General features: G+C 70.4%; 12 protein-coding genes and 1 riboswitch. Of the genes, 10 read left to right on the top strand and 2 right to left on the bottom strand.

Annotated elements, in window-relative coordinates; genetic code table 11:
• Positions 1–131: 131 nt before the first annotated feature.
• A riboswitch (cobalamin riboswitch) is annotated at positions 132–334 on the top strand.
• 147 nt (positions 335–481) lie between these two features.
• Genes J2S73_RS10685 through cobJ form a run of 7 tightly spaced genes read left to right on the top strand, consistent with a single transcriptional unit; the run spans position 482 to position 9,182 of the window.
• A complete protein-coding gene (locus tag J2S73_RS10685; RefSeq protein ID WP_306885511.1) occupies positions 482–892 on the top strand; it encodes a DUF1636 family protein in 411 nt (136 codons plus the stop codon).
• The gene (gene cobW, locus J2S73_RS10680; RefSeq protein ID WP_306885510.1) at positions 892–1,944 is read left to right on the top strand and encodes a cobalamin biosynthesis protein CobW; all 1,053 of its coding nucleotides are present in this window, start codon (positions 892–894) and stop codon (positions 1,942–1,944) included. The genes J2S73_RS10685 and cobW overlap by 1 nt, the downstream gene beginning before the upstream one ends.
• Positions 1,945–1,965: 21 nt before the next feature.
• On the top strand, positions 1,966–5,775 hold the full coding sequence (gene cobN / locus J2S73_RS10675; protein WP_306885509.1) for a cobaltochelatase subunit CobN: 3,810 nt from the start codon (positions 1,966–1,968) through the stop codon (positions 5,773–5,775).
• A complete protein-coding gene (locus J2S73_RS10670; RefSeq protein ID WP_306885508.1) occupies positions 5,772–7,067 on the top strand; it encodes a ferredoxin-like domain-containing protein in 1,296 nt (431 codons plus the stop codon). The genes cobN and J2S73_RS10670 overlap by 4 nt, the downstream gene beginning before the upstream one ends.
• Entirely contained in the window at positions 7,049–7,675 is a 627-nt protein-coding gene (locus J2S73_RS10665) for a precorrin-8X methylmutase (protein ID WP_306885507.1), read from the top strand. The genes J2S73_RS10670 and J2S73_RS10665 overlap by 19 nt, the downstream gene beginning before the upstream one ends.
• The gene (locus tag J2S73_RS10660; protein ID WP_306885506.1) at positions 7,672–8,424 is read left to right on the top strand and encodes a precorrin-2 C(20)-methyltransferase; all 753 of its coding nucleotides are present in this window, start codon (positions 7,672–7,674) and stop codon (positions 8,422–8,424) included. The genes J2S73_RS10665 and J2S73_RS10660 overlap by 4 nt, the downstream gene beginning before the upstream one ends.
• Positions 8,421–9,182, top strand: coding sequence for a precorrin-3B C(17)-methyltransferase (gene cobJ, locus J2S73_RS10655; RefSeq protein ID WP_306885505.1), 762 nt, complete (start codon positions 8,421–8,423; stop codon positions 9,180–9,182). The genes J2S73_RS10660 and cobJ overlap by 4 nt, the downstream gene beginning before the upstream one ends.
• Here the strand turns inward: cobJ and J2S73_RS10650 are convergent.
• Positions 9,149–9,910 (bottom strand): cobalt-precorrin-6A reductase, encoded by a 762-nt coding sequence (locus J2S73_RS10650; protein WP_306885504.1) that lies wholly within the window; start codon positions 9,908–9,910, stop codon positions 9,149–9,151. The two genes, cobJ and J2S73_RS10650, sit on opposite strands and share 34 nt — an antisense overlap.
• On the opposite strand from J2S73_RS10650, the gene cbiE reads away from it, so the two are divergent.
• Genes cbiE through cobM form a run of 3 tightly spaced genes read left to right on the top strand, consistent with a single transcriptional unit; the run spans position 9,909 to position 12,315 of the window.
• Positions 9,909–11,162 carry a precorrin-6y C5,15-methyltransferase (decarboxylating) subunit CbiE gene (cbiE, locus tag J2S73_RS10645; RefSeq protein ID WP_306885503.1) on the top strand — a complete coding sequence of 418 codons (1,254 nt, stop codon included), beginning with the start codon at positions 9,909–9,911 and terminating at the stop codon, positions 11,160–11,162. The two genes, J2S73_RS10650 and cbiE, sit on opposite strands and share 2 nt — an antisense overlap.
• On the top strand, positions 11,159–11,539 hold the full coding sequence (locus tag J2S73_RS10640; RefSeq protein ID WP_306885502.1) for a cobalamin biosynthesis protein: 381 nt from the start codon (positions 11,159–11,161) through the stop codon (positions 11,537–11,539). The genes cbiE and J2S73_RS10640 overlap by 4 nt, the downstream gene beginning before the upstream one ends.
• A complete protein-coding gene (cobM, locus tag J2S73_RS10635) occupies positions 11,536–12,315 on the top strand; it encodes a precorrin-4 C(11)-methyltransferase (RefSeq protein WP_306885501.1) in 780 nt (259 codons plus the stop codon). The genes J2S73_RS10640 and cobM overlap by 4 nt, the downstream gene beginning before the upstream one ends.
• A 5-nt stretch (positions 12,316–12,320) precedes the next feature.
• Here cobM and J2S73_RS10630 read toward each other — a convergent pair whose 3' ends face one another.
• The gene (locus J2S73_RS10630; RefSeq protein ID WP_306885500.1) at positions 12,321–13,427 is read right to left on the bottom strand and encodes a cobalt-precorrin-5B (C(1))-methyltransferase; all 1,107 of its coding nucleotides are present in this window, start codon (positions 13,425–13,427) and stop codon (positions 12,321–12,323) included.
• Positions 13,428–13,441: the final 14 nt, after the last annotated feature.

Below are 13,441 nucleotides of genomic sequence, written 5' to 3'. Positions count from 1 at the left end.
TGGATCGGTCCTTCTTGAAAGCGGCCGGAGCCTAGAGCCTTTGGCCGTTAAGAGGAAACCGGTTCGTCGCCGGAAACGCACCAGCGGGGCCTCCGACCAGGCCCCCACCTTGCGTCGGCACCGCCCGCCCTTTATCCATGTGGGCAGACGGTGCCCCGCTTCGGGGTGAAAAGGGAACGCGGTGCGGAGTGTCCTCCAAGGCCGCGGCTGCCCCCGCAACTGTGAGCGGGTCGTCGTCCGCTTCGACGCCACTGGAGCCGAGCTCTCCGGGAAGGCCGTGGACGACGCGACAAGGCCCGCAAGCCAGGAGACCTGCCGTCATCATGCGCTTCTATGGGCGGATCCGTCGGGGTGAACGGATCCTGCTGTGCCGGGAACCGGAAGGTTCCCCGCTCCGTCCGTAGAAGGTGAGCCGGCCGAAACGCCGCAGACGACGGAGCATTCTTTTGGACCGAGACATCCGACGCACGGACGGTGCGTCATGACCCGACAGCTTTCCCCGACCGACGAGCCGGTGCGGCTGATGGTGTGCACCACCTGCCGCGCACCCGGCATGCCGTCCGACGATCCCGCCCGCCCCGGCGCCCGGCTCCATGCCGCGCTGGAAGACCGCCTGGCACGCGATCCCGATCTCGCCGGCCGCATCGCCATCGAGCCTGTCGAATGCCTGTCGGTCTGCAAGCGCCCGTGCACGGTCGCCGTCTCCGGCCCCGACCGCTGGACCTATGTCTACGGCGATCTCGACGCCGAGCACTCCGCCGACACGATCCTGGCCGGGATCGGCCTTTACGCCGAGACCGCCGACGGGATCGTCCCGTGGCGGCAGCGGCCGACCGAATTCAAGAAGGGCGTCGTCGCCCGCATTCCCCCGATGAAGACTGGAGACGCCTGATGACCGGCTTTGCCAAGATCCCCTGCACGATCGTCACCGGCTTCCTGGGGGCCGGCAAGACCACACTGGTCCGCCACGTCCTGGAAAACGCCAACGGCGCCCGCATCGCCATCCTCGTCAACGAGTTCGGCGACGTCGGCTTCGACGGCTCGTTCCTGGAAGGCTGCGGCATCGAGGGATGCGGCGACGGCCAGGTGGTCGAACTGCCCAACGGCTGCATCTGCTGCACGGTCGCCGACGACTTCCTGCCGGCCCTCGACACGCTTCTGAGCTGGGACACGCCGCCCGACCACATCCTGATCGAGACCTCCGGCCTCGCCCTGCCGAAGCCGCTGGTCACCGCTTTCAACTGGCCGCAGATCAAGTCGCGGCTCACCGTGGACGGCGTGATCGCCGTGGTCGACGGCCCGGCCGTCGCCGACGGCATGTTCGTCGAGGATCCGGAGGCCCTGAAGGCCCAGCGCGAGCGCGACCAGTCGGTCGATCACGACAATCCGCTGGAAGAGGTGTTCGAGGACCAGATCCTCTGCGCCGACATGATCCTGATGAACAAGGCGGACCTGATGGACGACGCCGCCCGCCAGAAGGCGCGCGCGGAGATCGAGGACCACCTGCCGCGCGCGGTGAAGATCGTCGAGACCAGCCACGGCCAGGTCGACCCGAAGCTGCTGCTCGGCCTCGGCGCCGCCGTCGAGGACGATCTGGACCAGCGCAAGACCCATCACGACGGCGTCGAAGACCACGACCACGACGATTTCGACACCGCGGCCATGACGGTCGGCAGCACGGCGAGCCCGGAAGCCCTGATCGAGAAGGTCATGGCGGCCGCCGAGATCGACGGCGTGCTGCGTATCAAGGGCTTCGTGCCCGTCGAGGGCAAGCCGATGCGGCTCGTTGTCCAGGGCGTCGGCCGCCGTGTCGCCCATCATTTCGACCGACCGTGGAAGCCGGGCGAAGCCCGCGACGGCCGGCTCGTGGTGATCGGCCTGAAAGGGTTCGATCAGGCCGCCGTGGAACGCGCCCTGTCCGCCGAAGCGGCCCTCAGCGCGTAAAATCAGGCAGGACCCCCGACGATGCATCTTCTCCCGGTTTCCAGCGTGAGCCTCGACGACGGCGAGACCGCCGTCGATCTCGCGCAGCCGCCGGGAGACATCGTCATCCTCTCGTTCGCCGATTCCGACCTGTCGGCGATCGCCGCCGCCCATGACCGGACCGGCGGCACGGGTCCCTCGCTCCGGCTCGCCAGCCTCAAGCGGCTGCGGCATCCGCTGTCGGTGGACTTCTACATCGACAAGACGCTCTCCCGGGCGAAAGCCGTGGTTGTCCGCTGTCTCGGCGGTCTCGACTACTGGCGCTACGGCGTCGAGGCGGTCTCGGCATGCTGTCGCCAGAACGGCATCAAGCTCGCCGTCATTCCCGGCGACGGACGCGCCGACGCGCGGCTGGATGCCCACTCGACCGTGACCGACGACCTCCGCGCCGAGATCGATGCCCACTTCTCCGCCGGCGGCGTGGAGAACATGGCCGCATTGCTCGGCCTGCTCGGCCGGGAGATCGGCCACGAGGGAGCGGTGGTGTCGCTTCAGGACGTGCCAGCGCTGGTCGGCTGGGACGACGCGCGCGGCATCTTCGATCCGGTCGGTGACCTTGGCGGTTCCCGATCCAGGGACGCCTCTCCCGACCAATCCCCGGATGATCTGGCCAATCAGCGACCGCCCCAAACTCCGCTCACTCCCGCGAAGGCGGGTGTCCATACGGAGTTTCCGGACGCCATTGCAGATGCCCTATGGATTCCCGCTTCCGCGGGAATGAGCGGAGCAAGGGGAAAGGCGCCCCACCAATCTGACCCCGAAGACGCTGGCGGCGCGCCCCTCGCCCTGGTCATTGCCTACCGGTCGGCGATCCTCGCCGGCGAGACCGCGCCCCTGGCGGCCCTTTCCGAAGCTCTCTCCGCCGAGGGGCTGGAGCCGCTGATCCTCGGGGTGACCAGCCTGAAGGATCCGCGCGTCAAGGACGGCCTCGCGCAGCTCATCGAAGCCCGCCGCCCGGACGTGATCGTCTCCACCACCGCCTTCTCCGCCCGTCAGGATGCCGAGTTCGTGCTCGACCGGGCCGACTGCCCCATCCTTCAGGCCACCCCCTCCGGCAGCCGTCAGGAAGCCTGGGAGGCCTCCGATCGCGGGCTCGCCGCCGCCGACCTCGCCATGCAGGTCGCGCTTCCGGAATTCGACGGTCGGATGTCCGGCTATCCGATCTCGTTCCGCGAGGAAGCCGCCGAAGATCCGGCGCTCGCCTTCGCCCGCCGCGTGCAGGTGCCCTACCGGGACGGCATCGAGGCGCTTGCGTCCCAGGCGGCCGGCTGGGTGCGGCTGCGCCGCAAGCCAGCGGCGGAACGTCGCGTCGCCGTCGTGCTCTCCGACTATCCGGCCCGGGCCGGTCGCGCCGGCTTTGCCGTCGGGCTCGACACACCGGCGTCCAGCTGCCGCATCCTCGATGTCCTGGCCGAGGCCGGCTACGCCACGCAGCGGGACTTCGACGGCCAGCAATTGATGCAACTGCTGACAGCCGGCCACGCCGACCGTCCCCATACTCCGGCGATCACGCCTTCGGTATCGGCCTCAGTCTCCGCTCATCCCTGCGAAGGCGGGGATCCAGGGCCCAGCTCCGAAGCGCCAGCGATCACGACTCCGGCATCCGCCCCACTCTCCGCTCACTCCCGCGAAGGCGGGAGTCCAGGGCCGGATAACGGGTGGCTGCGAGACACGCCCTCGATCCCCGCTTCCGCGGGGATGAGCGGCGTCGGTGGCGAGGCTGCGGCAAATACCGAAGCCGATCCTCACTCTCCGCTCCCTCCCGCGACAACGGGAAGCCAGTCTGAGCGCCCCGGCAGTGAGCTCGCCATCCCGCTCGCCGACTACCGGGCCTGGCTGGACACACTCCCCGCCGACCGGCGCGATGCGCTGCTGGACCGCTGGGGCGAGCCGGAGACGGATCCGTCCTGCGTGGATGGCACCTTCCGCTTCCCCGTGGCGCGCGCGGGCACCGCGATCGTCGCCCTGCAGCCCGACCGCAGCCGGGGCACGGATCGCAAGGCGATCTATCACGACCCCGACGAGATCCCGACTCACGCCTATCTTGCGTTCTATCTCGCGCTGCGACGCGGCTTCGACGCGATGATCCATCTCGGCACCCACGGCACCACCGAATGGTTGCCGGGCAAGGCGGTGGCGCTGTCGCCGTCCTGCTGGCCGCGGCTGGCGGTCGGCGCGATGCCGGTGATCTATCCCTTCATCGTCGACGATCCGGGCGAAGCGGCTCCCGCCAAGCGCCGGATTTCCGGCGTGACCATCGGCCACCTGACGCCCCTCGTCGGCGAAGCGGGGCTGCACGGCGAAGCCGCCGCGCTGCGCGAACTGGTGGAAGAATTCTCCGAGGCGCAGGTGCTGGACCCGCGCCGGGCCGATCTGGTCGCCGCCGATATTCTGGAGCGCGCCGAGATCTGCGGGCTTGCCGCCGAATGCGGCGTCACCCGCGACATGGAGATGGCCGACGCCCTCACCCGGCTCGACGCCCATCTGTGCGATCTGGGCGAGATCAACGTGCGCGAAGGCCTGCATGTCTTCGCCGACGCCCCGGAAGGCTATGAGAGCTGCTCGTCCGGGGAGCGCGACGGATTGCTGACCGCTCTCGACGGACGCTTCGTCGTGCCCGGTCCGGCCGGCTCTCCGTCGCGGGGCCGCCACGACGTGATCCCCACCGGCCGCAATCTGTCGACGGTCGACCCCCGCGCCATTCCGACCCGCGCGGCCTCCCATCTCGGCGAGAAGGCGGCGGCCGAGGTGGTGCGGCGGCATCTGCAGGATCACGGCGACTGGCCCCGCCGCGTGGTCATGGATCTCTGGGCCTCGCCGACGCTCAGGACCGGCGGCGAGGACATCGCCCACATCCTCGCGCTGATGGGCGCCAGGCCGCGCTGGGACGACGCTTCCACCCGTGTGACCGGTTTCGAGATCCAGCCGCTGGCCCGCCTTGACCGGCCACGGATCGACGTCACCGTGCGGATCTCCGGTGCGTTCCGCGACACCTTCCCCGACCAGATCGCGCTGATCGATCAGGCGGTTCGCGAGATCGCCGCCCTCGACGAGGACGTCGAGTGGAACGCGCTGGCCGAAGCCCGTCTGGCCGGTGACGAGATGGCCCGCATCTTCGGCGCGGCCTGGGGCCGCTACGGTGCCGGGGTGTCCGGTCAGGCCCTCGACGGCAAGTGGGAGGCGACGGAGGATCTGGGCGCGGTCTATCTGGCCGAGACCGGGCTCGCCTTCGGCGGACGCGGCGGCGACGGCACGGCGCATCAGGGCTTTTCCGCCCGCGTCGAGGCGGCGGACGCCTTCGTCCACACCACCGATGTCGGCGAGCGCGACCTGCTCGACGGGGATTCCATCGCGGATTCGTTCGGCGGATTCGCCGCCGCCGCCCGCAAGCTCGGCGCCGATCCGGCCCTCTACAGCCTCGACACCTCCAACCCGGACCGTCCGACGTCCCGGACGCTGACGGAGGATCTCGCCCGCATCGTCCGGGGCCGACTCACCAATCCGCGCTGGATCGATGCCCAGCTTGCCCACGGCTGGCGCGGCGGCGCGGAGCTCGCGCAGGGCGTCGAGGCGCTTTACGTCTTCGCCGCCACCACCGACGCGGTGCCCGAGAGCGCCTTCGACGCCATCCTCCAGGCCTATGTGCTCGACGACGAGGTCAATGCCCGGCTGCGCGAGGCGAACGCCCCCGCCGAGCAGGCGATCCGCGACCGTCTCGCGGACCTGCGCCGCCGCGGGATCTGGCAGAGCCGGCTCAATTCCGCGGCCCTTCTCGACGAGGCGGCGGAATGAATGCGGCGGCCGATCCCCTCGCCCGCGGCTGGTGTCCCGGCATCCTGCGTCCGATGGAATCGGGCGACGGCCTGCTGGCGCGCCTGCATCCGCCCCATGGCGTCCTCTCGCCGGAGCAGGCGCTGGCGGTGTCCGAGGCATCGCGGGCCTGCGGGAACGGCGTTCTCGACATCACCGGCCATGCCAACCTCCAGATCCGGGGCGTCCGCGAGGCCACCCGGGCCGAGCTGGAAGCGCGGCTCGGGCGTGTCGGGCTGGTCGAACCCTCCCCGCGTGCGCCGTTCCGCGTCACCGTTATCTCGCCCATCGCCGATCTGGTCTCGGACGGCGGGCTCGACGGCCGCGCGCTCGCCGACACCGTCGAACGGGCAGCCCGCAAGGTCGAGCTGCCTGCGAAATTCCTCGTCGCCATCGACTGCGACGACCGGTTTCCCCTCGATCATCTGGCCCCGGACATCCGCGTACGGACAGCCGCCACCGGCCACCTCCTCATCGGTCTCGCCCGGCAGAACGGGGTCGTCTGGGGCGCGCCGGTCAGCCCGGCTGCGTTCGAGGAAACCATTGGCGCTCTGCTTGAAAGGCTTGGCCGCCTCCTGCGTGCCAACAACGTCCGGCGGGTCCGGCTTTTGCCGCACACGGAGCTCGAGCCCTTTGTCGACCAGGGCCAGCCGGGCCCGGCCACCCGATCCGGGCATCCTCCCCGCGCCGGTCTTGTGCCGCTCGGGACAGCCCGCTTCGCCGCGATCGCCGCTGCGCCGTTCGGCCAGATCACCGCGGACATGCTCGCTGCCGCCGCAGACGTGGCCCAAGAGGCCGGTCTCCCGGAGCTGCGGCTGGCCCCCAATCGCGGCCTCGTCCTGGCGCCGCTGGCCCCGGAGAAAGCCTCGACGGCCCTCCACGGGCTTGCCGCCTGCGGTCTCGTCAACGATCCGGCCGATCCGCGCCTGCGCATCGTCACCTGCCCGGGCGCCCCCGCCTGCGCCAGCGGCCACGCCGAAACCCACGATCTCGCCGCCCGGCTGGCGCGGCACCTGCCCGCTCGTCCCTGGCCGGCGTCCGTGCACCTGTCGGGCTGCCGCAAGGGCTGCGTCCGACGCGGCGCGTCCGATCTCACCCTGGTTGCCGGCGAAACCGGCGTCGACATCATCCCCGACGGGGGACCGTTCGACGCGCCGGTTGCGCAGGCCGATTTCGACGTCATTGTGCAGCATCTCGAAGGCGCAGACGGCGCCGCCGATTTCGCGCACCAAATCACTGGAGGCCGCGCACCCCGATGCGCCACGACTACATAAAAGCGGGCGACGAGATCTATCGCCGCTCGTTCGCGATCATCCGTTCCGAATCCGATCTCACCCCCTGGTCCGGCACTGCCGAGCGCGTCGTGGTCCGCATGATCCACGCCTGCGGCATGACCGATCTGCCGAAGGACGTGGCCATGTCCGACGACTTCGCCGCGTCCGGCGAGGCTGCGCTAAAATCCGGCGCGCCGATCCTGTGCGACGCGAAAATGGTGGCGAACGGGGTCACGCGCGCGCGGCTGCCTGCGCGAAATGACGTGGTGTGCGCGCTCGACGATGCGCGCGTCCCCGACCTTGCGCGCGAACTCGGCACGACGCGCACGGCAGCGGCCATGGAGCTCTGGCGCGAGCGGCTCGCGGGCTCGCTGGTGGTGGTCGGCAACGCGCCGACCGCCCTCTTCCGGCTCCTGGAAATGCTCGACGACGGCGCGCCGAAACCCGCTGCCGTGATCGGCATTCCGGTCGGCTTCGTCGGCGCGGCGGAATCCAAGGACGCGCTCGCCGAGGATGGACGCGTGCCCTTCCTGGTCGTGCGCGGCCGGCGCGGTGGAAGCGCAATGGCGGCCGCCGCCGTCAACGCTCTGGCATCGGCGGTCGAATGACGATGCAGCCCCCCTCCGACACGCCCACGCTTCTCTATGGCCTCGGCCTCGGCCCCGGCGATCCAGACTACATGACCGTGAAGGCCCGCAGGCTTCTGGAGGAAGCCGACCTGTTGGTCCACTTCTGCAAGGCCGGTCGCCGCGGCAACGCGCGCACCATCGCCGACCGCGTCGTCGGCTCCGATCCGGACCGGGAAATGGCGCTGACCTATCCGGTCACGACGGAAGTTCCGGTGACCGATCCCCGCTACGGCTGCCAGATCACCCAGTTCTACGAAGAGTGCGCGGAGCAGCTTTCGGCGATCCTCGACGCCGGCAAGCGGGTCACCGTGCTGTGCGAGGCCGACCCGTTCTTCTACGGCTCGTTCATGCATCTCTGGCGCAGGCTCAGCCCCCTCTACCCGACCGAGGTGGTGCCCGCCGTGACCGGCATGTCGGCCGCCTGGACCCACGCCAACGCCCCGATCACCTGGGGCGACGACGTCCTGACCGTATTGCCGGGCACGCTCCCCGCCGACGATCTCGCCCGCCGGCTCAAGGCAACCGACGCCGCCGTCATCATGAAGCTCGGCCGCCATCTGCCGAAGGTCCGCGCCGCCCTGAAAGAGGCCGGCCTGGAAGAGCGCGCGATCTATGTGGAGCGCGCCTCGATGCCGGAACAGGTCATCGTGCCGCTGGCGGAGCGCTCCGACGCAACGGCCCCCTACTTCTCCATGATCATCGTGCCCGGCATCGGGAGGCGGCTGTGACCGGGACCCTCACGGTGATCGGGCTCGGGCCCGGCGATCCGCGCTATCTCACGCCCGCGGCGACGGCAGCGCTCGCGGCGGCGACGGATCTCGTCGGCTACCATGCCTATCTCGCCCGCCTTGCGCCGGCAGCGCATCAGACCGTCCATGGCAGCGACAACCGGGTCGAGCTGGACCGGGCACGGCTCGCCCTGGAGATGGCCGCAGACGGGCGCACCGTGGCCGTCGTTTCCGGCGGCGATCCGGGCGTCTTCGCCATGGCGGCAGCGATCTTCGAGGCCGTCGAGACCGGACCGGCCGACTGGCGCGCCCTCGACATCCGGGTGGAGCCGGGCATCACGGCGATGCTGGCGGCGGCCGCACGGGCCGGCGCACCGCTCGGCGGCGACTTCTGCGCCATGTCGCTCTCCGACAATCTGAAGCCCTGGGAGGTCGTCACCCGGCGCCTGGAGGCGGTGCTTGCGGCCGACTTCGCCATCGCCCTCTACAATCCGATCTCCAAGGCGCGACCCTGGCAGCTCGATGCCGCCTTCGACATCGCCCGAAATCACCGGGCTCCCGACAGCGTGGTGATCCTGGCCCGTGCCGTGGGCCGGCCGGACGAACAGCTGCGCATTCTCACGCTCGCCGAGGTGCGCGGCGAGATGGCCGATATGGCGACCGTCGTGATGATCGGCGCGTCCACCACCCGGCTGATCGAGCGCGGAGACAAGGCGCCGTTCGTCTACACGCCCCGCTTCGTGGAGGTGCCGGCATGAGTGCGTACGAATGCAACGGCCTCATCCAGATCAGAGGTAGCCGTCATGCCGGAGGGCGGCGGACGGCGGACCATGATCACCGGAAGTCCGAGTTCCCGGGCGGCGGCGATCTTGCCGTAGGTGGCCGTGCCGCCGGAATGCTTGGTCACGACGACATCGATCCCGTTGTTGACCATGGTGGCGGCTTCGTCCTCGGCGGTGAACGGGCCCCGGGCCTCGATGACGTCCAGCTTCGGGACCGGCAGCGCGTCGCCCACCGGCTCGATGGTGCGGACCAGATAGGCGTGCTGGGGCGCGGCCGCGAAGGCGGGAAGCTCCAACCTTCCGACCGTCAGGAAAACCCGGCGCGGGGTCTCGCCAAGGGCTGCGACCGCATCGGAGACGGTGTCCACCTCGACCCAGTCGTCGCCGGGTTCGCGCGGCCATTCAGGCCGGTGGAGCGCCAGCGCGGGGATCCCGGCCGCGCCGGCAGCATGTTGGGCATTGGCGGAGATCCGCGCCGCGAAGGGATGGGTCGCGTCGACGAGCGCGGTGATTGCGGTCTCCCGCAGGAATTCGGCGAGCGCCGCCGCGCCGCCGAACCCGCCGACGCGGGTCGGATAAGGCAGCGGGAGCGGCCGAGCGGTGCGGCCCGCCAGCGAGACGAGCACGTCTTCGATCCCGGCGTCGGCGCACGATCTGGCAAGAGCAGCAGCTTCGCTGGTGCCGCCGAGAATGAGAACGGTCATGGCTGACTTTTCCTCCACCAACGCGGCCTTGTCGAGCGAAACGGCCACCGCCCCCTGGCTCTCGGTCGTCGGCATCGGCGAAGACGGGCGCGACGGCCTCTCCGCCGCCGCCATCCGGGCTCTCGAGGGCGCGCGGTTCGTGATCGGCGGCAAGCGCCATCTCGCCCTGGCCGGCCCGCTGAAAGCGGAAGCCGCCGCCTGGCCGAGCCCGATGACGAACGCATTCGACAGCATTCTCGCCCGGCGCGGTGAACCGGTCTGCGTCCTGGCGACCGGCGATCCGTTCCATCACGGCGTCGGCAGCGAGCTGGCCCGGCGCGTCGCGCCCGAGGAAATCGTGTGTTTTCCGCAACCCTCGGCGTTTTCGCTGGCGGCCGCGCGCATGGGCTGGGCCTTTCAGGACTGCGTGGCGATCAGCCTGCACGGCCGCGCCCTGGCCCGGATCGTTCCCTATCTGACGCCGCGCGCGCGGATCCTGGCCCTCTCCTGGGACGGCACGACGCCGGCGCGACTGGCCGAGATGCTCACGGCCGGCGGCTTCGGCGGCAGCCGGCTGACGGTGCTGGAGCGCATGGGCGGCCCGCACGAGCGGCGGCGGTCCGCGCTCGCCGCCGCCTTCGCCCTCGACGATATCGATCCGCTCAATCTGATCGCGGTGGAGATCGTCGCCGATCCGACGGCCCGGGTCCTGCCGCTGACGCCCGGTCTCGACGACGCCTGGTTCGAGACCGACGGACAGATCACCAAGGCGGAGACGCGCGCCCTCACCCTGTCCGCGCTGGCTCCGTTGCCGGGCGAGCGGCTGTGGGACATCGGCGCAGGCTCCGGCTCGGTCTCGATCGAGTGGACGATCCGCCACCTCGCCAACACCGCAACCGCCATCGAGGCCCGCGACGACCGGGCCGCCCGCATCGAGGCCAACGCCGAGCGGTTCGGCGCAGACGGCCTGTCGGTCGTACGTGGCCAGGCGCCCGACATCCTTGCCGATGTGCCGCCCCCGGACGCCGTCTTCATAGGCGGCGGCCTGACCACGCCGGGGGTCTTCGAGGTCGCGTGGGCGGCGCTGCCTGCCGGCGGCCGTCTGGTCGCCAACGCAGTGACCATCGAGAGCGAAGCGCGCCTGCAGGCCCTATTCGCCGACCATGGCGGCGAGATGCGTCGGCTGTCCGTCGCCCGTCTGGAAGCCGTCGGCGGCATGCACGGCTGGCGCGCAGCCATGCCGGTGACCCAGTGGCGGGTGGTGAAGCCATGATCGCCGCCGGGTTTGGACTGCGTCGGTCGGCGGGGGCCGAGGAACTGGCCGAGCTGCTGCAGCGCGCCTGCACCGAGAGCGGTCTGTCGCCGGATCGGATCGACTGTCTGGCAACCCTTGACCAACTGGCCGACCACCCGGCCATCCAAATGCTGAAAGAAAACCTGAAGAAAGACGTGCAAGCTATTTCAAAACAAGAATTATCGACCGTATCCAATGCCGTTCTGACACGCTCGGACCGGATCCAGGAGCTCTACGGTGTCGGCTCCGTCGCCGAAGCCGCCGCGCTGATCGCCGCGGGGTCCAAGGCGCGCCTTCGCCTGCCGCGGATCGCGTCCGCGTCCGCCACCTGCGCGCTTGCGGAGGGTGTCCGATGACCGTTCATTTCATCGGTGCCGGACCGGGTGCTGCCGACCTGATCACCGTGCGCGGACGCGAGCTGATCGCCGCCTCGCCGGTCTGCCTGTTCGCCGGCTCGGTCGTCGCCCCCGAGATGCTCGACTGGTGCCCCGAAGGCGCGGAAAAGATCGACACAGCGCCGCTCGATCTGGACCAGATCATCGGCCACATGGAGCGCGCCCATCAGGCCGGTCAGGACGTGGCGCGGCTTCACTCAGGCGACCTCTCGGTCTGGAGTGCGGTCGGAGAGCAGATGCGCCGGCTCGATCGGCTCGGCATTCCCTACGATCTGACACCTGGCGTGCCGGCGTTCGCCGCGGCGGCAGCGGCTCTCCAGGTGGAACTGACGGTGCCGGAAGTGGCGCAGTCCCTTGTCCTGACCCGCACGTCGGGCCGGGCCACCAAGATGCCGCCGCGCGAGACGCTGGCCGCCTTCGGCGCCACCGGCGCGACGCTCGCCATCCATCTCTCCATCCACGTGCTGGAGAAGGTCATCGACGAGTTGCTGCCCCACTACGGGCGCGACTGCCCGGCGGCGATCGTCTTCCGGGCGACCTGGCCGGAAGAGGGCGTCCTGCGCGCCCCGCTGGGCCTGCTCCGGCAGATGGCGCTGTCCGCCGAGATCGAGCGCTCCGCCACGATCCTCGTGGGCCGCGCGCTGAAGCCCGGCGACTTCAAGGAAAGCGCGCTCTACTCGACGGACTACGACCGGCGGTTCCGCCCGCGTCACGAACCGGACGGGAGCCAGGAATGACCGGATCAGTCCTTCAGCGTGCGCATGGCGCTGCGGCCCACGAGCGTGCCCTGCCGGTCGAACACCACGATCTCCAGCGCCATGGCCTCGTCGCGGAGAGCGCGGGCGGCGGTGCGCCAGGCATGATCCGCGACCAGATCGCCGATGGCGAGGCCGGCGCGCGCGGCCTCGTCCAGCACCAGACTGGCGGTGTTCGCACTCCGCGCACGGGCGACGAGATCCGCATCGCCGCCCGCTTCCGCGACCCGGTCCGCCAGCCAGTCGAAATCGACCCGGCCGGAGCGGGAATGCAGGTCCAGAAGCCCCTGCCCCAGTTTCGTCATCTTGGCAAACCCGCCGGCGACGGTGACGTTGGCGACCGGATGGCCGCGCAGATATTTCAGCATGCCGCCGGCGAAATCGCCCATGTCGATCAGCGCCGTTTCCGGCAGACCGTAGAGCTTCTGGACGGCCGCCTCGGAGGTCGAGCCGGTCGCGCCCGCCACGTGGGTCAGGCCCTCGGCGCGGGCGACGTCGATGCCGCGATGAATGGTGTGGATCCAGGCCGCGCAGGAAAACGGCACCACGATGCCGGTGGTGCCCAGCACCGACAGGCCGCCGACGATGCCCAGACGCGGATTCAGCGTCTTGCGGGCAAGCTCGGCGCCGCCGCGGATGCCGATCTCGACCACCACGTCGCGCGGGCCGCCGGTTTCCGCAGCCGCCTCGTCGATGGCCGTGCCGATCATCTGCCGGGGCACCGGATTGATGGCCGGCTCGCCGACCGGGATCGGCAGACCGGGCCGTGTCACCGTGCCGACGCCCTCGCCGGCCCGGAAAGTCACGCCCGATCCGGTTGCGCCGGCGGAAACCGACGCGATAACAAGCGCCCCATGGGTCACGTCCGGATCATCGCCGGCGTCCTTGATCACGCCGGCCCAGGCGCCCTCCGCACCGGTTCCGTGGCACGCGGTGGCGAACTCCGGCCGGTCGCCGGAGGGCAGCGTGATGGGAACGCTCGCCGGGAAATCGCCGGTGCGCCAGCCGAGATAGGCGATCTTGGCGGCCGCCGTCGCGCAGCTTCCGGTGGTCCATCCGCGGCGCAGCGGGCCCTTGGGGAGATCCTCGTCCATGCCGGCCCTTATAG

Source organism: Amorphus orientalis (assembly GCF_030814015.1).
In the GTDB taxonomy this organism is placed as follows: domain Bacteria; phylum Pseudomonadota; class Alphaproteobacteria; order Rhizobiales; family Amorphaceae; genus Amorphus; species Amorphus orientalis.
The sequence above is the reverse complement of the archived record's forward strand: the minus strand, read 5'-3'. Positions and strand labels throughout refer to the sequence as shown.

What these genes read in the sequence shown, in the direction of transcription:
- J2S73_RS10685 (WP_306885511.1), top strand. Translation starts at nt 482, where the DNA reads ATGACCCGACAGCTTTCCCCGACCGACGAGCCGGTGCGGCTGATGGTG.
- J2S73_RS10670 (WP_306885508.1), top strand. Translation starts at nt 5,772, where the DNA reads ATGAATGCGGCGGCCGATCCCCTCGCCCGCGGCTGGTGTCCCGGCATC.
- J2S73_RS10660 (WP_306885506.1), top strand. Translation starts at nt 7,672, where the DNA reads ATGACGATGCAGCCCCCCTCCGACACGCCCACGCTTCTCTATGGCCTC.
- J2S73_RS10640 (WP_306885502.1), top strand. Translation starts at nt 11,159, where the DNA reads ATGATCGCCGCCGGGTTTGGACTGCGTCGGTCGGCGGGGGCCGAGGAA.
- J2S73_RS10630 (WP_306885500.1), bottom strand. Translation starts at nt 13,427, where the DNA reads ATGGACGAGGATCTCCCCAAGGGCCCGCTGCGCCGCGGATGGACCACC.
- J2S73_RS10650 (WP_306885504.1), bottom strand. Translation starts at nt 9,910, where the DNA reads ATGACCGTTCTCATTCTCGGCGGCACCAGCGAAGCTGCTGCTCTTGCC.
- cobN (WP_306885509.1), top strand. Translation starts at nt 1,966, where the DNA reads ATGCATCTTCTCCCGGTTTCCAGCGTGAGCCTCGACGACGGCGAGACC.
- J2S73_RS10665 (WP_306885507.1), top strand. Translation starts at nt 7,049, where the DNA reads ATGCGCCACGACTACATAAAAGCGGGCGACGAGATCTATCGCCGCTCG.
- cbiE (WP_306885503.1), top strand. Translation starts at nt 9,909, where the DNA reads ATGGCTGACTTTTCCTCCACCAACGCGGCCTTGTCGAGCGAAACGGCC.
- cobW (WP_306885510.1), top strand. Translation starts at nt 892, where the DNA reads ATGACCGGCTTTGCCAAGATCCCCTGCACGATCGTCACCGGCTTCCTG.
- cobM (WP_306885501.1), top strand. Translation starts at nt 11,536, where the DNA reads ATGACCGTTCATTTCATCGGTGCCGGACCGGGTGCTGCCGACCTGATC.